Annotated in this window: 17 protein-coding genes and 1 riboswitch; of the genes, 5 read left to right on the top strand and 12 right to left on the bottom strand. The window is 71.1% G+C overall.

All coding sequences use genetic code 11. The features are described 5' to 3' along the window. Positions 1-7 precede the first annotated feature (7 nt). Together BMY19_RS21655 and BMY19_RS21650 are read right to left on the bottom strand one after the other, a co-directional pair. A complete protein-coding gene (locus BMY19_RS21655; RefSeq protein WP_056524445.1) occupies positions 8-1015 on the bottom strand; it encodes an FAD binding domain-containing protein in 1008 nt (335 codons plus the stop codon). Beyond that, complete coding sequence (locus BMY19_RS21650) at positions 1012-1536, bottom strand: (2Fe-2S)-binding protein (protein ID WP_091979711.1); 525 nt, start codon at positions 1534-1536, stop codon at positions 1012-1014. Before BMY19_RS21650 ends, BMY19_RS21655 begins: the two co-directional genes overlap by 4 nt. Before the next feature lie 273 nt (positions 1537-1809). Between BMY19_RS21650 and BMY19_RS21645 the strand changes: the two genes are divergently transcribed. Beyond that, positions 1810-3195 carry a M20/M25/M40 family metallo-hydrolase gene (locus BMY19_RS21645; RefSeq protein ID WP_042672005.1) on the top strand — a complete coding sequence of 462 codons (1386 nt, stop codon included), beginning with the start codon at positions 1810-1812 and terminating at the stop codon, positions 3193-3195. 19 nt (positions 3196-3214) lie between these two features. Here BMY19_RS21645 and BMY19_RS21640 read toward each other — a convergent pair whose 3' ends face one another. Next, positions 3215-3943 carry a ParA family protein gene (locus tag BMY19_RS21640; RefSeq protein WP_056524449.1) on the bottom strand — a complete coding sequence of 243 codons (729 nt, stop codon included), beginning with the start codon at positions 3941-3943 and terminating at the stop codon, positions 3215-3217. A gap of 308 nt (positions 3944-4251) precedes the next feature. Here BMY19_RS21640 and BMY19_RS21635 point away from each other — a divergent pair, with 308 nt between their 5' ends. Both BMY19_RS21635 and BMY19_RS21630 read left to right on the top strand, forming a co-directional pair. After that, a complete protein-coding gene (locus BMY19_RS21635) occupies positions 4252-5412 on the top strand; it encodes an SMP-30/gluconolactonase/LRE family protein (protein ID WP_100252897.1) in 1161 nt (386 codons plus the stop codon). A gap of 6 nt (positions 5413-5418) precedes the next feature. Further along, positions 5419-5862 carry an MEKHLA domain-containing protein gene (locus tag BMY19_RS21630; RefSeq protein ID WP_020091337.1) on the top strand — a complete coding sequence of 148 codons (444 nt, stop codon included), beginning with the start codon at positions 5419-5421 and terminating at the stop codon, positions 5860-5862. Between the two features lie 37 nt (positions 5863-5899). Here BMY19_RS21630 and crcB read toward each other — a convergent pair whose 3' ends face one another. The 9 genes from crcB to BMY19_RS21585 all read right to left on the bottom strand — a co-directional run bounded on the left by crcB (position 5900) and on the right by BMY19_RS21585 (position 17745). Continuing rightward, positions 5900-6331, bottom strand: a complete 432-nt coding sequence (gene crcB / locus BMY19_RS21625) for a fluoride efflux transporter CrcB (protein WP_100252896.1) — start codon at positions 6329-6331, stop codon at positions 5900-5902. A 79-nt stretch (positions 6332-6410) separates the two neighbouring features. Further along, positions 6411-6472, bottom strand: a riboswitch (Fluoride riboswitch). A gap of 64 nt (positions 6473-6536) precedes the next feature. Beyond that, positions 6537-7517, bottom strand: coding sequence for an ABC transporter ATP-binding protein (locus tag BMY19_RS21620; RefSeq protein WP_100252895.1), 981 nt, complete (start codon positions 7515-7517; stop codon positions 6537-6539). After that, positions 7514-8494 (bottom strand): ABC transporter ATP-binding protein, encoded by a 981-nt coding sequence (locus tag BMY19_RS21615; RefSeq protein ID WP_056524459.1) that lies wholly within the window; start codon positions 8492-8494, stop codon positions 7514-7516. The genes BMY19_RS21620 and BMY19_RS21615 overlap by 4 nt, the downstream gene beginning before the upstream one ends. Before the next feature lie 139 nt (positions 8495-8633). Next, a complete protein-coding gene (locus tag BMY19_RS21610; RefSeq protein WP_042672010.1) occupies positions 8634-9605 on the bottom strand; it encodes an ABC transporter permease in 972 nt (323 codons plus the stop codon). Between the two features lie 175 nt (positions 9606-9780). Further along, complete coding sequence (locus tag BMY19_RS21605) at positions 9781-10761, bottom strand: ABC transporter permease (protein WP_042672011.1); 981 nt, start codon at positions 10759-10761, stop codon at positions 9781-9783. A gap of 10 nt (positions 10762-10771) precedes the next feature. Then, positions 10772-12388 (bottom strand): ABC transporter substrate-binding protein, encoded by a 1617-nt coding sequence (locus BMY19_RS21600; RefSeq protein ID WP_100252894.1) that lies wholly within the window; start codon positions 12386-12388, stop codon positions 10772-10774. Positions 12389-12705: 317 nt separating this feature from the next. After that, positions 12706-15864, bottom strand: a complete 3159-nt coding sequence (locus BMY19_RS21595; protein WP_100252893.1) for a multidrug efflux RND transporter permease subunit — start codon at positions 15862-15864, stop codon at positions 12706-12708. An 18-nt stretch (positions 15865-15882) separates the two neighbouring features. Further along, the gene (locus BMY19_RS21590; RefSeq protein WP_100252892.1) at positions 15883-17160 is read right to left on the bottom strand and encodes an efflux RND transporter periplasmic adaptor subunit; all 1278 of its coding nucleotides are present in this window, start codon (positions 17158-17160) and stop codon (positions 15883-15885) included. 156 nt (positions 17161-17316) lie between these two features. After that, positions 17317-17745 carry a hypothetical protein gene (locus tag BMY19_RS21585; RefSeq protein WP_020091346.1) on the bottom strand — a complete coding sequence of 143 codons (429 nt, stop codon included), beginning with the start codon at positions 17743-17745 and terminating at the stop codon, positions 17317-17319. Between the two features lie 250 nt (positions 17746-17995). On the opposite strand from BMY19_RS21585, the gene BMY19_RS21580 reads away from it, so the two are divergent. Both BMY19_RS21580 and BMY19_RS21575 read left to right on the top strand, forming a co-directional pair. After that, positions 17996-18559 carry a L,D-transpeptidase gene (locus tag BMY19_RS21580; protein WP_020091347.1) on the top strand — a complete coding sequence of 188 codons (564 nt, stop codon included), beginning with the start codon at positions 17996-17998 and terminating at the stop codon, positions 18557-18559. Positions 18560-18726: 167 nt separating this feature from the next. After that, the gene (locus tag BMY19_RS21575) at positions 18727-19275 is read left to right on the top strand and encodes a formaldehyde-activating enzyme (protein WP_012321386.1); all 549 of its coding nucleotides are present in this window, start codon (positions 18727-18729) and stop codon (positions 19273-19275) included. Positions 19276-19375 lie beyond the last annotated feature (100 nt).

The raw sequence follows: 19375 nt of genomic DNA, 5'->3' as shown, positions 1-19375 counted from the left end.
GCAGAACCTACTGGATGCGCTTGTCGCTGAGCGACTGGGGCGTGCCGGCGGCGGCCTGCTCGAGGCCGCGCACGATGGCGCGCCGGGCGAGATCGATCTTGAAGCCGTTCTCCGACTGGGGCTTGGCCTCCGCGACGATCAGGTCGGCCGCCGCCTGGAAGCTCTCGCGGGTCGCGGGCCGGCCCTCCAGCAGGGCCTCGGCCTCACGGTTGCGCCAGGGCTTGTGGGCGACGCCGCCGAGCGCCAGCCGCGCGGTCTTCACACGGTCGCCGTCGAGTTCCAGGGCCGCCGCCACCGAGACCAGCGCGAAGGCGTAGGACAGGCGGTCGCGCAGCTTCAGGTAGGTGTAGTGCTGCGGGAAGCGGCTCTCCGGCAGGTCGACCGACACGATGATCTCGCCGGGGGCGAGGTTCGTGTCCCGCTCGGGCGAATCCCCCGGGAGGCGGTGGAACTCGGAGAACGGGATCGACCGGTCGCCCTGCGGCCCGCTCACCCGCACGGTCGCCTCCAGGGCGGCCAGCGCGATGCACATGTCGGAGGGGTGGGTGGCGATGCAGTGCGCGCTCGTCCCGAAGATCGCGTGGATGCGGTTCATCCCGCCGATCGCCGGGCAGCCGGAGCCGGGCGCGCGCTTGTTGCAGGGCGTGGCCACGTCGTAGAAATAGTAGCAGCGGGTCCGCTGGAGCAGGTTGCCGCCCGTGGAGGCGGCGTTGCGCAGCTGCGCCGAGGCGCCGGCCAGGATGGCGTTGCGCAGGAGCGGGTACCGGGCCGCGACCCGATCGTCGTAGGCCGCCTTGGCGTTGGTCACGAGCGCCCCGATCCGCAGGCCGTCCCCGTTGTCCTCGATCCGGTCGAGGGGCAGGCGGGTGATGTCGATCAGCCGGCCCGGCTTCTCGACCTCGTACTTCATCAGGTCGATCAGGTTGGTGCCGCCGGCGATGAAGCGGGCCCCGGCCCCGAAGGCCTGCACCGCCTCCGCCACCGTGCCGGCGCGGACGTAGTCGAAGCGGTTCATCGGGCGCCTCCCTGCATGACGTCCTCGATGGCGTCGACGATGTTGGTGTAGGCGCCGCAGCGGCAGATATTGCCGCTCATCGCCTCGCGGATCTCGTCGCGCGTCGTCGCGTGACCTTCATTCATCAGGCCGACTGACGAGCAGAGCTGGCCCGGCGTGCAGTAGCCGCACTGGAAGGCGTCGTGCTCGATGAACGCCTCCTGGATCGGGTGGAGGGCGTTGCTGCCCGCCCGGTCGCCGAGGGCGGCCAGCCCCTCGACCGTGGTGATCTCGGCGCCGTCCTTCATCACCGCCAGGGTCAGGCAGGAATTCACCCGGGTGCCGTTCACCAGCACCGTGCAGGCCCCGCACTGGCCGTGGTCGCAGCCCTTCTTGGTGCCGGTGAGGTCGAGCCGCTCGCGCAGGAGGTCGAGGAGCGTGGTCCACGGCGCGACCTGCAGTTCGCGCCGCTGCCCGTTGATCGTCAGCGTGATGCCGATCGGCGTGTCCGCCGACACCGGCGGCTGGGTCTCGAGGCGCATGATGTCGTCCACGGTCTGGGCCGGCCGGGGCCGGGCGGGAGCGGATCGGTCCGGGGCAGCGACCGGCAGCGACGCGCGGGCCGCGGCCTGGGCTTCCGGTCGATAACCATTCCAATCTGCGCCTGTTCCGGAGCGCGCCGTCTCAACCCGTGAGCGAGGGTGGCGCGCCTGCGGCGCGCATATCGGCCGCCGCACCGTCCGACATTGCCGGCCCCACCCCGCCTCGGCTAACCCTCCTTCCCGCAGAGTCCACGCCGCACCCCGGAGCCACCGATGGCCGCGCTCGACGCGATCCTCAACGACATCGACACGGACCTGGAGAACGCCCTGGAGCGGCTGTTCGCCTTCCTGCGGATCCCGTCGATCTCCACCGATCCCGCCTATGCCGGGCATTGCCGCGAGGCCGCCGCCTGGCTCGCCCAGGACCTGACCGCGCTGGGCTTCGAGACCTCGGTGGAGGAGACCTCGCTCCACCCGGTGGTCCTGGCCCACCGGCCGAAGCCGGGCGCGCCGCACGTCCTGTTCTACGGCCATTACGACGTGCAGCCGGTCGATCCCCTCGACCTGTGGAAGACGCCGCCCTTCGAGCCGCACATCGCTGACGACGGCCAGGGCGGCAAGACGATCGTCGGGCGCGGCGCCTCCGACGACAAGGGTCAGGTGATGACCTTCGTGGAGGCCTGCCGGGCCTATATCGCCATGCACGGCGAGTTGCCTTGCGGCGTCACGATCCTGATCGAGGGCGCCGAGGAGAGTGGATCACAAGGCCTGCCCGAATGGGTCGCGGCCAATCGCGAGAGACTCGGCTGCGACGTGGTGCTGGTCTGCGACACCGGCATGTGGGACCGGAAGACCCCGGCCATCACGTCGTCGCTGCGCGGGCTCGCCTATTTCGAGGTGAAGGTCACCTGCGCCGACCGCGACCTGCATTCCGGCTTCTTCGGCGGCGCGGCGCGCAACCCGATCCACGTTCTGTCGAAGATCATCGCCGACCTGCACGACGCGGACGGGCGGGTGACGATCCCGGGCTTCTACGAGGGCGTTCACGAGCGCCCGCCGGAGGTGCTGGAACAGTGGCGCGGCCTCGGCCTGACGCCGGAGACGCTGCTCGGGCCGATCGGTCTCAAGGAGCCCGCGGGCGAGCGCGGCCGGATGCCGATCGAGCTGGTGCAGTCCCGCCCCTCCTGCGACGCCAACGGCATCATCGGCGGCTATACCGGCGAGGGCACCAAGACGGTGATCGCCTCCACCGCCTCCGCCAAGGTCTCGTTCCGCCTCGTGGACGACCAGGACCCGAAGCGGCTCGCCGAGAGCTTCGAGGCCTTCGTGCGCGCGCGGGTGCCGGCCGACTGCCAGGTCGAGGTCATCACCTACAAGGGCTCGCGGGCGATCAGCCTGCCCTTCGACATGCCGCAGCTCGGCGCCGCCAAGGCGGCGCTGCAGGACGAGTGGGGCGTGCCGGCGGTGACCGTGGGCGCGGGCGGCTCGATCCCGATCGTCGGCGACTTCAAGCGGATCCTGGGGCGCGACACCCTGCTGATCGGCTTCGGCCTCGACGACGACCGGATCCACTCGCCGAACGAGAAGTACGACCTGACGAGCTTCCACAAGGGCACGCGCTCCTGGGCGCGGATCCTCGCGGCCCTCGGCCAGGGCTGATCCCGGCGGAAGGCCGATCTCAGCGGGCGGGCGCCGCCCGCATCTTCCCGTCGACCCAGGCCCAGAGCGCCCGGACCTCCTCGGCGGCCTGGCTGCCGGGGGCGAATTCCGTGACGCCGAGCCCGGTCGCCAGGGCGTCCTGGTGGTCGACCCGGTGGATGATCCCGGGCTCGGCCAGGACGCCCAGGGCGCGCAGTTGCGCCGCGTAGGCGCTGGTGCGCGGCGAGGGCGGCGGCGGGCACTGGTTCAGCACCAGGGCCAGCCGCTCCCGCAGGCCGAGGCCGACCAGCGCCTGGAGCGTCGGCCGGGCGGCCACGATGTCGAGCCGGGAGGGGCGGACCGGCATCAGGACGAAATCGGCGTCCTTCAGGGCCGGCGCGAGGCCGGACGCGCTGCCGGCGGTGTCGAGGACGGCGAGGGTCGTGCCCTGCTCGGCGAGGATGCCGAGGATCTCCGAGAGCTGGCCCATCTCCCAGGGCTGGACCCGGTCGACCGCGACGGCGTCGCGCGCGCGGTCGCTCCTGCCGTCGGCCTTGCGCAGGGCCCCCCAGCCGGCCAGCGAGCTCTGCGGGTCGAGATCGAGGGCGGTCACCTGCTCGCCCGCTTCCGCGGCGGCGACGGCCAGGGAGGCCGCCAGGGTGGTCTTGCCCGTCCCGCCCTTCTGCACCGCCAGGGCGAGGACCCGCAGCGGCCCGGCGGCGGGCCGGGGCGCGGTCTCCGGCGCCGGTTCGGATCCTTCGGGATCCATGCGTGTCCCACCTCTCCACATCTGCCAGCCGGGCCGCGGCCCGTGCGGCGCCGAATCGAACGCCCGGCACGACCGTGCTTAGCGTGACGGCGTGGGCCGGAGCCAGCGTCGCGCCCCGGCACCTGTGGACCGCCCCGAGGCGGCTCCCGATCACCGGGCCCAGGGACCGGTCCCGGGATTCCGCCGCGAGGCCGCCGCGATACCGCATCGCGGGATCGCGCGCCGGGCCCGCGCGTTGGGCCGGCATCCCCACAGGTTGAGCGGCGCGCCAAGACCCTCGCCCCGACAAGCTCCGCGACAGGATTCCCATGCGCCTCGACCGCCGCCGCCTGCTCGGAACCGGTCTCCTGGCCCTCGCCGCTCCCGCGGCGCGCGCCGCGACGCCGTCGCCCCCGACAAGCCGGCCCGTGGGGACGCTGGAGCTCGCCATCGCGGCGGACGCGCCCTCGACCCCCACGGGGCTCGCCATCGCCCGGGGCGGCCGGATCTTCGTGATGATGCCGCGCTTCACCGGCGCGGAGCCGATCACCCTCGGCGAGGTGCTGCCCGACGGGTCGGTGAAGCCCTACCCGGACGCGGCGACCAACCGCCCGGATCCGGGGGCGCCACAGGCGTCGCTGTTCCACGTCCCCAACGGCGTCTTCGACCGCGACGACACCCTCTGGATCCTCGATGCCGGCCTGCCCGCGGGCAAGGGGCGGCCGGTGCCGGGCGGCGCGAAGATCCTGGCAATCGATATCGGCCGGAACAGCGTCCGCCGGACGATCCCCCTCGACGCGGGCATCGGCCCGGATTCCTCCCTGAACGACCTGCGGGTCGACGTGCGCGACGGGCGGGCTCTGGCCTACGTCACCGACCAGGGCCAGTCCGGCGCGGGCGCGATCCTGGCGGTCGACCTCGACAGCGGGCGGGTGGTGCGGCGCCTCGCGGACCACGTCAGCACGCGGTCCGAGGACGGCCTGGTCAAGTTCGTGGAGCGCCGCCCCGTGATGGAGCGGAAGGCCGACGCACCCGAGAAGAGCCCGAAGGGCGGCGCCAACGGCATCGCGATCAGCCCGGACGGCCGCCGCCTCTACTACGCGCCGCTGATGAGCCGGCGGCTCTACGCGGTCGAGACCGCGGCCCTGCGCGATCCGGGCGTCGCGGACGCGGCCGTGGCCGCCGCCGTCGAGGATCTCGGCGAGAAGGGCATGACCGGGGGGCTGACCACCGATTCCCAGGACCGGGTCTATCTCAGCCTGCAGGAGCACAACGCGGTCGGCCGACGCCTGCCGGACGGCACCGTCGAGGTGCTGGCCGCCGACGACCGGCTGGTCTGGGCCGACACGTTCTGGATCACCCCGGACCGGTGGCTCTATATCTCGGCGGCCCAGGTCAACCGGCGGCCGGAATTCAACCGCGGCCGGGACCTGCAGCAGCCGCCCTACGCGATCCTGCGCATGCGCATCGACGCCGACCCAGTCCTGTAGCGGATCATGACGGACCTCTCGCACGACCCGGACTTCTTCGCCCTGCTCACCGGCAGCTACGCGCGGCGCCTCGGCGAGCCTCTGGTGCCGGCGGATGCGGACGCGGACTGGCTCTACGCGGCGGCCCCGTTCGCGGTGCTCGCCCATGACGGGGGCGCGGATCCGCGCTTCGTCTACGCCAACCGGACCGCGCAGGCCTGCTTCGGCTACGCGTGGGACGAGCTCGTCGGCCTGCCCTCGCGGCTCTCGGCCGAGGCTCCCGAGCGGGCCGAGCGGCAGCGGCTCCTCGACGCGGTCACCCGGGACGGCTTCAGCCGCGGCTATCGCGGCCTGCGGATCGCCAAGGACGGCCGGCGCTTCTGGATCGACGAGGCGGTGGTCTGGCAGCTCGACCGCGACGGCGCGACGGTGGGGCAGGCGGCGACCTTCGCCCAGTGGCGCGACGCGTGAGGGCCGGGCCGCGCCGATGCGCGCGGCCGCCGCCCGGTCAGCCGTCCTCCTCGATGCTGACCTGGGCGATCTGCACGGCGCCGCCGTTCCAGTGGGCCGCCACGACGTGGCCCAGCGCGACCGCGAGGACGCAGAGCACCACCGAGGCGAACACGTTGACCATGGCCCGGACCACCGCGCCGTTCCGCATGAGGTCGAGGGTCTGGAGGCTGAACGACGAGAAGGTCGTGTAGCCGCCGCACAGCCCGATCATCACGAACAGGCGGACGTTCTCGGAGACCGGGAAGCGCCCATGCGCCAGGGTCAGCGTGCCGAACAGGCCGATGATGAACGAGCCCGTCACGTTGATGAGGATCGTGCCCCAGGGCAGGACGCGGCTGATGGGCAGCGCCAGCACCGAGACGACGTAGCGGGCCAGGGTGCCGAGGGCACCGCCGATCATGACCAGGATGCAGGTGGTGAAGGACATGCGCGCTCCAGTACGTCGGGCGGGCATGAGAACCCCGCCGTCGCGGCGGGTGCTTGCAAGACGCACTCCCACCGCCGGTTTCGCGGTAGGAGTCATCAGCCCTGACGGGCGGTTTCGGGGAACTCCATCCCCATCGGGGACGGCCCATAGCGCCTGCGCGGGCCGAGCGCAACGGCCGCCTGGGGCCGCCCCCCGGGCCCGCTTGTCAGGCCCGCCCTTCCTGCACGGCGTGGCAGGCGACGCCGTCGAGGAGCGCCGGCACCTCGGTCCGGCAGCGGTCGTTGGCGAGCGGGCAGCGCGGGTTGAAGGTGCAGCCGGGCGGCGGGTCGATCGGGTTCGGGATCTCGCCGGAGACCGGCACCCGGGCGCGGCCGACATGGGCGAGGTCGGGCACCGCGTCGATGAGCATCCGCGTGTAGGGGTGGCGCGGCGTCGCGAACAGGTCCCTGGCGGACGCGACCTCCACGAGGCGGCCGAGATACATCACGCCCACGCGGGTCGCCATGTGGCGGACCACGGCGAGGTTGTGGGAGATGAACAGGTAGGTCAGCCCCAGCCGGTCCTGCAGATCGCGCATCAGGTTGAGGATCTGCGCCTGCACCGAGACGTCGAGCGCCGAGGTCGGCTCGTCGCCCACCAGGAACTCGGCCTGGCTCGCCAGCGCCCGGGCGATCGCCACCCGCTGGCGCTGCCCGCCTGAGAATTCGTGCGGGTATTTTTTGGAATCATCCGCGTGGAGGCCGACGAGGCCCAGAAGCTCGCCGACCCGGGCGCGGATCGCCCCCTCCCCCTGGATCAGGTCGAAGGCCCGGATCGGCTCGGCGATGATCTTCCCCACCCGCCAGCGCGGGTTCATGGACGCGTAGGGGTCCTGGAAGATCATCTGGATCCGGGCGCGCAGGCGCCGCCGCGCCGCGGCCTGGCGCGGGTCGGTCATCGAGACGCCGGTGATCCGCACCTCGCCGGCCGTGGGCGGCAGCAGGCCGACCACCATCCGGGCCACCGTCGACTTGCCGGAGCCGGATTCGCCGACGATCGCGAAGGTCTCGCCCTTCCGGATCTCGAAGCCGACCCGGTCGACCGCCGTGAGGAATTTCCGCGGCTCGCGCTCGATCACCCGGTTGAGCCAGGGCTTCGAGACGTCGAACTGGCGGCGCAGGTCGGTGACTTCGACGTAGGCTCTCACGCTGCGCGCTCCGCTGCATCGTACAGGTGACAGGCCACCCGGCTCGCGTCGACCGGGATCGGCTCGGGCCGCTCGACCCGGCAGCGGGCGAAGACCTTCGGGCAGCGCGGGTTGAAGGCGCAGCCCTTCGGGATGGCGGTGAGCCGCGGCATCGAGCCCGGGATCTGGCTCAGCCGGTCGGCCTCCTGCGACAGGGTCGGGATCGCCCCCATCAGGCCGACCGCGTAGGGGTGGTGGGGCTTGGCGATCACCGAGGCGACCGGGCCGATCTCGGCCACCCGCCCGGCATACATCACCGCCACCCGGTCGGCGGCCTCGGCGATCACGCCCATGTCGTGGGTGACCAGCATCACCGCGGTGCCGTGCTCGCGGCACAGGCGCTTCAGCAGCGTGATGATCTGGGCCTGGACCGAGACGTCCAGCGCCGTGGTCGGCTCGTCGGCGATGATCAGCTCCGGCTCGGCCGCGAGCGCCAGCGCGATCACCACCCGCTGGCGCATGCCGCCGGAGAACTCGTGCGGGTAGCCGTCGATCCGCCGCTCGGGCGCCGGGATGCCCACTTCGGCGAGAAGATCGATGGCGCGGGTGCGGGCGGCCTTGGCCGACAGGTCGGTGTGGGTGCGCAGGGTCTCGACGATCTGGTCGCCGACCCGGAACAGCGGATCGAGCGAGGTCAGCGGATCCTGGAAGATCATGCCGATGCGCTTGCCGCGCACGCGCCGCATCGCCTCGGGGGAGAGGTTGTCGATGCGCTCGCCGCGCAGGCGGATCTCGCCGCCGGCGATCCGGCCGGGGCGGTCGATCAGCCCGATCACCGCCGAGCCGGTCACCGACTTGCCGGCCCCGGACTCGCCGACCACGCCCAGGATCTCGCCGCGGCCGATATCGAACGAGACCCGGTCGATGGCGGTGAGCGGCCCGCGGCGGGTGTCGAAGGCGACCGTCAGGTCGCGCACGGAGAGGATGGTGTCGGTCATGCCTTGGCCGTTCCGGCGTCGGGCCGTCGGACGGCCACTCCCGTCCTTGCGAGCGGAGCGAAGCAATCCAGCGGCGCCATGGTCACCAATGTCGCGCTGCCCTGGGTCGCTTCGCTGCGCTCGCGATGACGATGCCCGATCATTGCAGCTTCGGATTGAGCGCGTCGCGCAGCCAATCCCCCAGGAGGTTGATGGCGATGACGAGCCCGGCGAGCGCCAGCCCCGGGAAGGCGACGATCCACCACTCGCCGGAGAACAGGAACCGGTTGCCGGTGCGGATCAGCGTGCCGAGCGACGGCATGGTCTCCGGCAGGCCGGTGCCGAGGAACGACAGCGTCGCCTCGGTGATGATCGCGAGCGCGAGGTTGATCGTCGCGATGACGAAGACCGGGCCGGTGACGTTCGGCAGGACGTGGCGGACCATGATCACCGGCGGCGACAGGCCGATCAGCCGCGCCGCCTGGACGTAGTCCTTGCCCTTCTCGACCATCACGGAGGAGCGCACGGTCCGGGCGTACTGCACCCAGAAGGACAGGCCGATCGAGACCACGATCAGCCCGATCAAGGGCCCGACGTCGAGGGCGCTGCCGAAGCTCGCCTTGGCGACGCCGTCCACCACCAGGGCGATCAGGATCGCCGGGAAGGTGAGCTGCACGTCGGCGACCCGCATGATCAGCGTGTCGAGGAAGCCGCCCGCGTAGCCGGCGATCAGGCCGAGGGCGATGCCGAGGATGCCGGAGGTCAGCACCCCGAGCACGCCGACGATCAGCGACAGGCGCAGGCCGTACAGAACCGCCGAGAGCACGTCCCGGCCCTGGTCGTCGGTGCCGAGGTAGAACGGCGCCTGACCGTCCGCCTGCCAGATCGGCGGCAGGTTGGAGTTGATCAGGTCGAGCTGGGCCGGATCGTAGGGGTTCTGCGGGGCGATCCACGGCGACGCGAAGGCGAGACCGACCATCAGCAGCGTGGCGACCAGCGCCGCCACCGCCACCTTGGAGCGCAGGAAGTTCGCCAGCAGGTCGGAGTCGCGCCAGCGCGCGAGCCGCGAGGGCTTCGCCTCCGGCAGCGGGACAGGCGGGGCGTCGCCCGCGTCGAGGTCGTATCCGCTCATCGGCCGCCCCTCACGCCATGTCCGATTGGGAAGCTCAGGGAGGCACCTGTCGTCTTTGCGAGCGGAGCGAAGCAATCCAGGCGCGCCACGCCGACCGGACGCGCGCTACCCGGGGTCGCTTCGCTGCGCTCGCGATGACGGGGTGGCCAGGCGGAGGAGTCCGTCATGTCCGACCTCACGCCGTCCGCCCGGCGGGCAGCCGCAGGCGCGGGTCCACCACCGTGTAGAGGATGTCGACCACGAGGTTGATGGTCACGAAGATCAGCGCGACGAGCAGCAGGTACGCGGACATGATCGGGATATCGACGTTCTGCACCGCCTGGACGAAGAGCAGGCCCATGCCGGGCCACTGGAACACCGTCTCGGTGATGATCGAGAAGGCGATGACCGAGCCGAGCTGCAGCCCCGCGATGGTGATCACCGGCACCAGGGTGTTCTTGAGCGCGTGGCGCAGATGGACGGCGCGCGTGGTGAGCCCCCGCGCCCGGGCGAAGCGGACGTAGTCGGTGCGTAAGACCTCCAGCATCTCGGCGCGGACCAGCCGCATGATCAGCGTCATCTGGAACAGGCCGAGCGTCACCGAGGGCAGGATCAGCGCCTTGAGCCCGGAGGCGGTCAGGAAGCCGGTGGTCCACCAGCCGAGCCGCACCGTGTCGCCGCGCCCGTAGGAGGGCAGCCAGCCCAGCGTAACCGAGAACAGGTAGATCAGCAGGATGCCGATCAGGAAGGTCGGCAGGCTGATCCCGATCAGCGAGACCGCCTGGAACAGCCCGGCGAGCCAGGACTCGCGGCGCAGCGCGCAGTACACGCCCATCAGGATCCCCACCACGAGGGCGAAGACCGTCGCGCAGAAGGCGAGCTCCAGCGTCGCCGGCATGCGCTCGGCGAGCAGCTGCGAGACCGGCTGCCGGAACTGGTACGAGATGCCGAACTGGCCCCGCACCACGTTGCCGGCGTAGCGGACGAACTGGACCAGGACCGGGTCGTCGAGGCCGAGATCCGTCCGGATCTGGGCCCGCTCGGCCACGGTGGTGTCGGGCCCGACGATCTGGTTCACGGGGTCGCCCGCGAACCGGAACATCGCGAAGGCGATGAGCCCGACGACCGCGAGGACCGCGGCCGCCTGGATCACCCGGCGCAGCAGGAAGGCGAGCACGCCCCGGCCCCTACTGCGGGTCCTTCGACACCCAGTAGAGCAGCAGCAGGTTGTCGGCGCGCTGCGTCAGGTGGACCTTCTTGGAGACGCCCCAGGCCAGCGCCTGCTGGTGCAGCGGGATGTAGCCCCAGTCGGCGTTGAGGACGTCGAAGCCCTCCTTGATCAGGGCGTCGCGCTTGGTCTTGTCGGTCTCGGATTCGACCTTGTCGGCGATCGCGTCGATCTTCGGGTCGCAGTAGCCGGCGAGGTTCCAGCTGCCCCGGCCCGACTTGTCGCCGGGCTTCCGGCAGCCGACGATCTCGTAGAGGATGTTGTGGCTGTCCAGCGAGGACGGGGTCCAGCCCAGCAGGTAGAACGAGGTGTCGTAGGCCGGCGCCAGCACCTTGGCGAAGTACTTGGCCTTCGGCTGGGCGTTCAGGTTCACCTTGACGTTGATGCGGGCCAGCATCGAGACCACCGCCTGGCAGATCGCCTCGTCGTTGACGTAGCGGTCGTTCGGGCAATCCATGGTCAGCGAGAACCCGTCCGGGTAGCCCGCCTGGGCCATCAGCTCCTTGGCCTTCTTGAGGTCGGTGGCCGGGCGCTTGAACTCGGCGCCGCGGTCGTAGAGGGCCGGGGCGATCATCAGCGCGGAGGGCACCGCCTGCCCGCGCATCACGCGCTTGGCGATCGTGTCCTCGTCGATGGCGAGGTAGAAGGCCTCGCGCACCTTGATGTCCTTGAACGGGTTCTTGCCCTTGACGCTGGAATCCTTCAGCTCGTCCCGGTCCTGGTCCATGCCGAGGAAGATCGTGCGCAGCTCAGGTCCCGCCATCACGGTGGCGGTGCCGCTGGCGTTGACCCGCTGCTGGTCCTGCAGCGGCACCGGGTCGATCCAGTCGACCTCGCCGGAGAGGAGCGCGGCGACGCGGGTCGCCGGGTTGGCGATGGTGGTCAGCACGGCCTCGTCGAGGTTCGACTCGACCTTGCCCCAGTAGCCGTCGAATTTCTTGAAGACGGTCTTCACGCCGGGCTGGTGCTCGGTGATCACGAACGGGCCGGTCCCGTTCTCGTGCAGCGTGGCGTAGCTCGGGCTGGTGGCGCTGGGCGGCGTCGGCTGCACGACGCCGTTCTTCTCGGACCACGCCTTCGACATGATCACCCAGGTCGGGAACTGGGCGATGGCGATCGGGTTCGGCTTCTTCAGCACCATGTCGACGGTGAAGTCGTCGACCTTCACGAACTCGGCGTCGGCGGGCACGTTGGTGGTGAAGTTCGAGCCCGGGGCGCGAACGCGCTGGGCGGAGAAGATCACGTCGTCGGCAGTGAACGGCGAGCCGTCGTGGAACTTCACGTTCTTGCGCAGGTGGAAGCGCCAGCGGGTCGGCTCGGGCGTCTCCCAGGATTCCGCGAGGCCGGGGGCGAATTTCAGGTTCTTGTCGAGGGTGACGAGGGACTCGTAGGCCGCCTGCTGCATTCCTTCCGTGAAGCTCTCCTTGAGGGAGTACGGGTCGAGGGATTTCAGGTCACCCTGGAAGGCGAAGCGGAAGACGTTGGCGGCCTGCGCGGGCAGCGCGGCGAACGCGAACGTCGCGACCGTGCTCGCGGCCACGCCGCGGGCGAGGGTCTTCAGGGCTGAGCGGGACAAGCGGATCTCCGAGACCGTGAATGCGCCACCGGCCGGCTGCCCCGGCGGTGTCCACCGCGGCGTCAGCAAGCATCGGACCATCTGTATACAAGACGAGGGCCGAGCCTGTCGCGGGGGCGCGACATCTCGTGTCTTCCGAAGCGCGTTCCGAAGCGCGTTTTCCCCGCTTCATCCCCGTTACAGAATCGCGGCTTCGACGCGCCCCGTCTTGGCGAGCGCAGCGAAGCCATCCAGGGCGGCGCCACGCCTCGCGACGGCGCGCTGCCTTGGGTCACGTCGCTCCGCTCGTGATGACGGAGCGCGCGGCCGGCGCCGGCCTACTCGGCCGCCACCCGCGCCGGCTCGTGCCGCGCCTCGGCCTCCGCCGCCTCGCCCTCCGCCACCGCCTTGCGCCGGAACAGGCGCATGACGACGACGAAGAAGACCGGCACGAAGAACACCGCCAGCACGGTCGCGGTGATCATGCCGCCCATCACGCCGGTGCCGATCGCCTGCTGGCTCTTCGAGGCGGCGCCGGTGGCGATGGCCAGCGGCACCACGCCGAAGATGAAGGCGAGCGAGGTCATCACGATCGGCCGGAACCGGAGCGTCGCCGCCTCGACCGCGGCCCGCACCACGGAGGTGCCGGGCTTCCAGAGGTCCTTGGCGAACTCCACGATCAGGATCGCGTTCTTGGCCGAGAGGCCGATGATCGTGATCAGCCCGATCTTGAAGTACACGTCGTTGGGCATGCCGCGCAGGTACACGGCCGCCACCGCGCCGATGACGCCGAGCGGGATCACCAGCATCACCGAGACCGGGATCGCCCAGCTCTCGTAGAGCGCGGCGAGGCACAGGAACACGATCAGCACCGACAGGGCGAGCAGCAGGCTCGCCTGGCTGCCCGCCTGCTTCTCCTGGTAGGACTGACCCGTCCAGGCGTAGCCGAAGCCCTTCGGCAGCTGCAGCATCAGCCGCTCCATCTCGGCGATGGCGTCGCCCGACGTGTAGCCGGGGTTCGGCTCGCCGGTGAAGCGCACCGACTGGTAGCCGTTGAAGCCGACGATCTGGCTCGGCCCCATGCTCCATTTCAGCTCCGCGAAGGACGACATCGGCACCATCGTGTTGGTGGCGTTCTTCACCGCGTAGTTGAGGATGTCCGACGCGTTCATGCGCTGCAGCTGCTCGGCCTGCACGTAGACCCGCTGCATCTTGCCCCGGTTGGGGAAGTCGTTCGGGTAGACCGAGCCGAGGTTGAGCTGGATCGTGTTGTTGATGTCCTCGAACTTCACGCCGAGCGCGGCCGCCTTCTCGCGGTCGATCACCAGCTCCGCCTGCGGGGTCGGCGGCAGGCCCTCGATCTTCACCTTCTGGAGAACCGGGCTCTGCGAGGCCAGCTTCAGGAGCTGTTCCTGGGCCGACAGCAGGGCCGCGTAGCCGCGATTGGCCCGGTCCTGCAGGCGGAACGAGAAGCCCGCCGCGTTGCCGAGGTTGTCGACCGGCGGCGGCTCCTGCGCGTCCACCGTGGCGTCGCGGTACGTGGCGAGGGCCGCGTTGGTGCCGGCCACGAGCGCGGCGGCCGAGTTCTTGGCGTCGCGCTCGGACCAGGGCTTCAGGGTCACGAAGGCCTGGCTGGTGCTCGGGGCCTGCCCCGAGAACGAGAAGCCGTTGAGCATCGTCACGGTGGCGACGCCGGGCTGCGCCAGCAGGTGCTCCTCGACCTTGCGCACCGCCTCCTGGGTGCGGTTGTAGGAGGCGCCCGGGGGCGTCTGGATGTCGACCGTGAAGAAGCCCTGGTCCTCGACCGGCAGGAAGCCCTCCGGCAGGTTGACGAAGGCGTAGGCCGTGCCCGCTACGAGCGCGACGTAGACCAGCATCACCCGGCCGGACTTCCGGATGAAAGCCGCGGTGCCGCGGCCGTAGCGGGCGGTCTCGCGATCGACGAAACGGTTGAACATCCCGAACACGCCGCCCTTGGCGTGGCCGTGGCCCTTCTCGATCGGCTTCAGGAAGGTCGCGCAGAGCGCCGGCGTCAGCGACAGGGCGAGCAGCGCCGAGAACGCGATGGAGGTCACCATCGCGATCGAGAACTGCCGGTAGATGATGCCCACCGAGCCGGGGAAGAACGCCATCGGGATGAACACGGCGATCAGCACCAGGGTGATGCCGATGATCGCGCCGGTGATCTGCCCCATGGCCTTCTTGGTGGCCTCCTTGGGGGGCAGCCCCTCCTCGTTCATGATCCGCTCGACGTTCTCCACCACCACGATGGCGTCGTCGACCAGGATGCCGATGGCCAGCACCATGCCGAACATGGTGAGCACGTTCACCGAGAAGCCCGAGATCCACATCACCGTGACCGTGCCCATGAGGGCGATCGGCACCACGATGGTGGGGATCAGGGTGTAGCGGATGTTCTGCAGGAACAGGAACATCACGAGGAAGACCAGCACCACCGCCTCGACCAGCGTGTGCAGCACCTTCTCGATGGAGGCCTCCACCGCCGGGGTGATGTCGTAGGGGATGTCCCACTTCAGGTCCGGCGGGAAGAACTGGGACAGCTCCACCATCTTGGCGCGGATGGCCTTGGCGGTCTCGAGCGCGTTGCCGTCCGGGGCGAGCGTCACCGAGATGCCGGCGGCGGGGCCGCCGTTGAGGCGCGTGGAGAACTGATAGGCGTCGCCGCCGAGCTCGATCCGGGCGACGTCGCGCAGGCGCACGTTCGAGCCGTCGGGATTGGCCCGCAGCACGATGGCGCCGAACTCCTCGATCGTGCCGAGCTGGCCCTTCACGATGATCGGCACGGTGAGCGCCTGCCGGGTCGGGCTCGGCTGCGCGCCGACCGAGCCGGAGGCGACCTGGACGTTCTGGTTGCGGATCGCGTCGGTGACGTCCGAGGCGCTGAGCGAGAGGCCGCGCAGCTTGTCGGGATCCACCCAGACGCGCAGCGACCGCTCCGTCGAGTAGAGCGTCGCGCGGCCGACGCCGGGGATGCGGCGGATCTCGTTGATGACGTTGCGGATCAGGAAGTCGCCGAGGCCGACCTCGTCCATCGACCCGTCCTTGGAGACCAGGGTGATGATGTTGAGGGTCGCGGCCGAGGCCTCCTCCACGAGGATGCCCTGCTGGCGCACTTCGGCCGGGAGACGCGCCTCCACGCGCTTCAGCCGGTTCTGCACCTCGACCGAGGCGAGCGACGGGTCGGTGCCGGGCTGGAAGGTGGCGGTGATGTTGACCGAGCCGAACGAGTCGGTGGTCGACTCGAAGCTCATGATGTTGGCGGCGCCGTTCAGCTCATCCTCGATGAGCCGGGTGGTGCCGATGTAGAGGCTCTCCACGGAGGCGCCCGGATAGGCCGTCGACAGGGCGATGGAGGGCGGGGCGATCACCGGGTACTGCGCCACCGGCAGGTTCGGGATGGCGAGCGCGCCGCCGAGGCAGATGAACAGCGCCACCACCCAGGCGAAGACCGGGCGGTCGATGAAGAAGCGTGCCATGATCGGGCTCTCCCGGACTCAGTGGCGCTGCTGGACGGCGGCGGCCCGCGGGGTGACCTCCGCCTTGTCGCCCGGCACGTCGGGCGCCTCGTCGGTGTCGTGCTTCGGTCCGGTCTCGCCGTGGACCGGGGTCTGGTCGAGGGGCTTCACCTTGGCGCCGACGGTGATCTTCTGGAAGCCGTCGATGATGACGCGCTCGCCGGCCTTGAGGCCCGAGCGGATCAGCCAGTTCTGCCCGACCACCGGCCCGACCTCGACGGGCTGGCGCATCACGGTCTCGTCGGCGCGCACGATCCAGACCTCGGCGCGGCCGTCGTCGGTGCGCTGGATCGCCTGCTGCGGCACCGCGATCGCGTCGGAATCGATGCCCTGCTTGATCCGCGCCCGCACGTACATGCCGGGGAACAGCTCGTCGTGCGGGTTCGGGAACTGCACCCGCAGCGTCACCTGGCCGGTGCTCGGGTCGGCGGTGACGTCCGAGAACAGCAGCCGGCCCGCCAGCGGGTAGAGGGAGCCGTCATCCATGATCAGGTGGACGTTGGCGGTGTTGTCCTCCAGCCGCGCCAGCTCGCCGCTCGCGAGGTCCCGGCGCAGGCGGTTCAGCTCGCCGACCGACTGGGTGATGTCGACGTAGATCGGGTCGAGCTGCTGGATCGTGGCGAGCGCCCCGGTGGAACCCGGCTCGATCAGCGTGCCCTCGGTGAGCAGCGCCCGGCCGATGCGGCCGGTGATCGGCGCGCGCACGTCGGTCCAGCCGAGGTTGAGCTGCGCGCGGTCGCGGGTCGCCTTGGCGCCGGCCACCTCGGCCTCCGCCTGCTTCTTGGCCGCGAAGGCGGCGTCGTACTGCGCCTGGCTCGCGGTGGCGCGGGAGAGCAGCTGCTCGAGCCGGTCGGCCTGCTGGCGGGCGAGCACCAGGGCGGCCTCCTGGCGGGCGAGGGCCGCCTCGGCGCTGGCGAGCTCGACCTCGTAGGGCGCCGGGTCGATCTTGTAGAGGATGTCGCCCTCCTTGACCTGGCTGCCCTGCTCGAAGAGCCGCTTGACCACGAGCCCGGAGACCCGGGAGCGGACCTCGGCGATGCGCATCGGCGCGACGCGGCCCGGCAGGTCGCGCAGGTAGGGGATCGCCTGGGGCTCCACCTTGACGAACCCGACCTCCGGCACCGGCGGGGCCGGCGCGGCGACCTGCTTCGGGTTGCAGGCGGCGACACCCAGCAGGAGCAGGGCCGCGGGCAGGAGGGCGGTCGCGCGGGCCGAGGCGCGGAACGACGGGATTCTGGCGGACAAAGTGCGGGTCACGATTACCGACGCTCCTGAAAGCATGCGTCTGCTGAGGCTGGCGCGGAGCGTGGGCCCGCGCATCGTCGAGTCAGATCCCGGGACCGGTCACGAGGCCGGTCGGACGAAGATCAGGACGGGCGCGCCATCATGCCGGCCGCGAGACCGGCGCGCGCGTCAGGCCCGGCGTGGAGGCCGGTGCGGCGAACCGTCCGGCGCGGAGGCCGGTACGCTGTCGGACCTGTAGTCGAACGATGCGTTGACAGTGTGACGGGGGCGCGGCGCGTCGACCGGCGGGCGCGGCAGCCCCAACTCGGTGAGGATCTCGCTGTCGGCGGCGCAGAGATCGGTGCGGCCGAAGACCGAACGCTTGGCCTCGGACCGCTTGGCCTCGGGCTGCGCGTCCGGCGTGCCGGACAGGATCGTCAGGCGCGGGCTCGCGATGGCGCAGGCCGGGCCCTCCGGGCGCGCGGCCTCGGCCCGCGCGGGCGCGGCCACCAGCGCGGCCGTCGCGAGCACGAGCAGCGCCAGCGCGGCGAGGCCCCGGGCGAGGCGGTCCGGCAGGCCCGCGGCGCGGCGGGTCAGGAGAGCGGCGGATCGGATCACGAGTCTGAGATAAGCACGGCTGTCGCCGCGCGCAATCACCCACGGCGTCGCGCCACCCGCCCAGTGTTGCGCGCAGCACACAGCTGCGCCCGGAAGTGGCCATACCGGCGGGCCGGCCTCAACCTTGCCGTGAAGTCCGGGCCGGCTCGCCCCATGCGCGCAGGGGTTCCGCGCGGGCCCGGCCGAGATCTGCGAAGACCCGCCGAGATCCGCGAAGAACCGCGCCGCGACGAACGGAGGACGGAAGACCATGGCGAGACGGATCGCGCTACTCGGGCTCGCGGGCCTGCTGCTCGGGAGCGCCCCGGCGGCGGCCGCCAACCCGCTGGACAGGGGTCCGATCGCGGACTTCCTCAACATCTTCCGCAGCCAGGCGATCCCGCGCGAGACGGTGGCGTGGACCGGCAAGGAGAAGCCCGGCACCATCGTGGTCTCGACCCGCCAGCGCCGGCTCTACTACGTGCTCGGCGGCGGCGCGGCGGTCCGCTACGGCGTGGGCGTCGGGCGGCAGGGCTTCTCGTGGTCCGGCACCAAGACCGTCACCATGAAGAAGGAGTGGCCGGACTGGCGCCCGCCGCAGCAGATGCTGGCCCGCCGCCCCGACCTGCCGCGCTACATGGCCGGCGGCCAGGACAACCCGCTGGGCGCCCGCGCCCTCTATCTCGGCTCGTCGCTCTACCGCATCCACGGCTCGAACGAGCCCGAGACGATGGGCGCGGCGGTCTCGTCCGGCTGCATCCGCATGACCAACAAGGACGTGACCGACCTCTACGACCGGGTCCGCGTCGGCACCAAGGTCATCGTGCGCGACTGACCGGGCGGGCGGCCGCGACGGCCGCCCCCCTCCGGCCGCCCCTCCTCCCGCGCCGCGGAGCCGCAGCCGGTGGCGTGCGCCCGCCCGCGTCGACAGGCGCGGCGGGCCGGTGTTAGGAGCCGCGCCGTCGGGCAGAGCCGGATCGCCCGACCGCCACGAGGGACAGCATGAACGAGCGCATCATCCTGCGGGCCGGCGAGGCCCTGGTCGCGGGCGGGCCGCCCAACACCGCCTCCGAGCCCGAGGTCATCATCGGCGAGCTCGACGGGCCGGTCGGCACCGCCCTGGCCACGCTGACCGGCGATCAGGTCGTCGGCCACAGCCGCGTCTTCGCCCTGCTCAACACCGACATCATGGTCCGCCCGGTCACCCTGTGCGTGTCCAAGGTCAGCGTCACCGAGAGCAAGTACACCTCGATCCTGATGGGCACCGTCCAGTTCGCCATCGCCAACGGCGTGCTGGACGCCGTGCGCGCCGGCTACATCCCCAAGCACAAGGCCAACGACCTCGGCATCATCTGCTCGGTCTGGCTCAGCCCCGGCGTCATCGAGGCCCAGCACGTCGACCACAAGGCCCTGTTCGACATCCAGCGCCGGGGCATGACCGAGGCGATCCGCAAGGCCATGACCAACGAGCCCTCGATCGACTGGCTCCTCGAGAACCAGGACAAGATCACCCACAAATACTACCAGATGGGCCTCGACGGAAAAATCTGAGCGCCCGGCGCCGCGGCGGTCGGCCGCCCTACCGCGGCGCCCGGTCAGCGGCGGGCGGGGCGCGCACGATCCCGCGGGCGACCCCGGCCAAGCCTGTCGC

The sequence above is a fragment of the Methylobacterium sp. UNC300MFChir4.1 genome (genome assembly GCF_900110155.1).
Classification (GTDB): Bacteria; Pseudomonadota; Alphaproteobacteria; order Rhizobiales; family Beijerinckiaceae; genus Methylobacterium.
This window is presented reverse-complemented; position numbering and strand designations above follow the sequence as displayed.

What these genes read in the sequence shown, in the direction of transcription:
- BMY19_RS21655 (WP_056524445.1), bottom strand. Translation starts at nt 1,015, where the DNA reads ATGAACCGCTTCGACTACGTCCGCGCCGGCACGGTGGCGGAGGCGGTG.
- BMY19_RS21650 (WP_091979711.1), bottom strand. Translation starts at nt 1,536, where the DNA reads ATGCGCCTCGAGACCCAGCCGCCGGTGTCGGCGGACACGCCGATCGGC.
- BMY19_RS21645 (WP_042672005.1), top strand. Translation starts at nt 1,810, where the DNA reads ATGGCCGCGCTCGACGCGATCCTCAACGACATCGACACGGACCTGGAG.
- BMY19_RS21640 (WP_056524449.1), bottom strand. Translation starts at nt 3,943, where the DNA reads ATGGATCCCGAAGGATCCGAACCGGCGCCGGAGACCGCGCCCCGGCCC.
- BMY19_RS21635 (WP_100252897.1), top strand. Translation starts at nt 4,252, where the DNA reads ATGCGCCTCGACCGCCGCCGCCTGCTCGGAACCGGTCTCCTGGCCCTC.
- BMY19_RS21630 (WP_020091337.1), top strand. Translation starts at nt 5,419, where the DNA reads ATGACGGACCTCTCGCACGACCCGGACTTCTTCGCCCTGCTCACCGGC.
- crcB (WP_100252896.1), bottom strand. Translation starts at nt 6,331, where the DNA reads ATGTCCTTCACCACCTGCATCCTGGTCATGATCGGCGGTGCCCTCGGC.
- BMY19_RS21615 (WP_056524459.1), bottom strand. Translation starts at nt 8,494, where the DNA reads ATGACCGACACCATCCTCTCCGTGCGCGACCTGACGGTCGCCTTCGAC.
- BMY19_RS21610 (WP_042672010.1), bottom strand. Translation starts at nt 9,605, where the DNA reads ATGAGCGGATACGACCTCGACGCGGGCGACGCCCCGCCTGTCCCGCTG.
- BMY19_RS21595 (WP_100252893.1), bottom strand. Translation starts at nt 15,864, where the DNA reads ATGGCACGCTTCTTCATCGACCGCCCGGTCTTCGCCTGGGTGGTGGCG.
- BMY19_RS21580 (WP_020091347.1), top strand. Translation starts at nt 17,996, where the DNA reads ATGGCGAGACGGATCGCGCTACTCGGGCTCGCGGGCCTGCTGCTCGGG.
- BMY19_RS21575 (WP_012321386.1), top strand. Translation starts at nt 18,727, where the DNA reads ATGAACGAGCGCATCATCCTGCGGGCCGGCGAGGCCCTGGTCGCGGGC.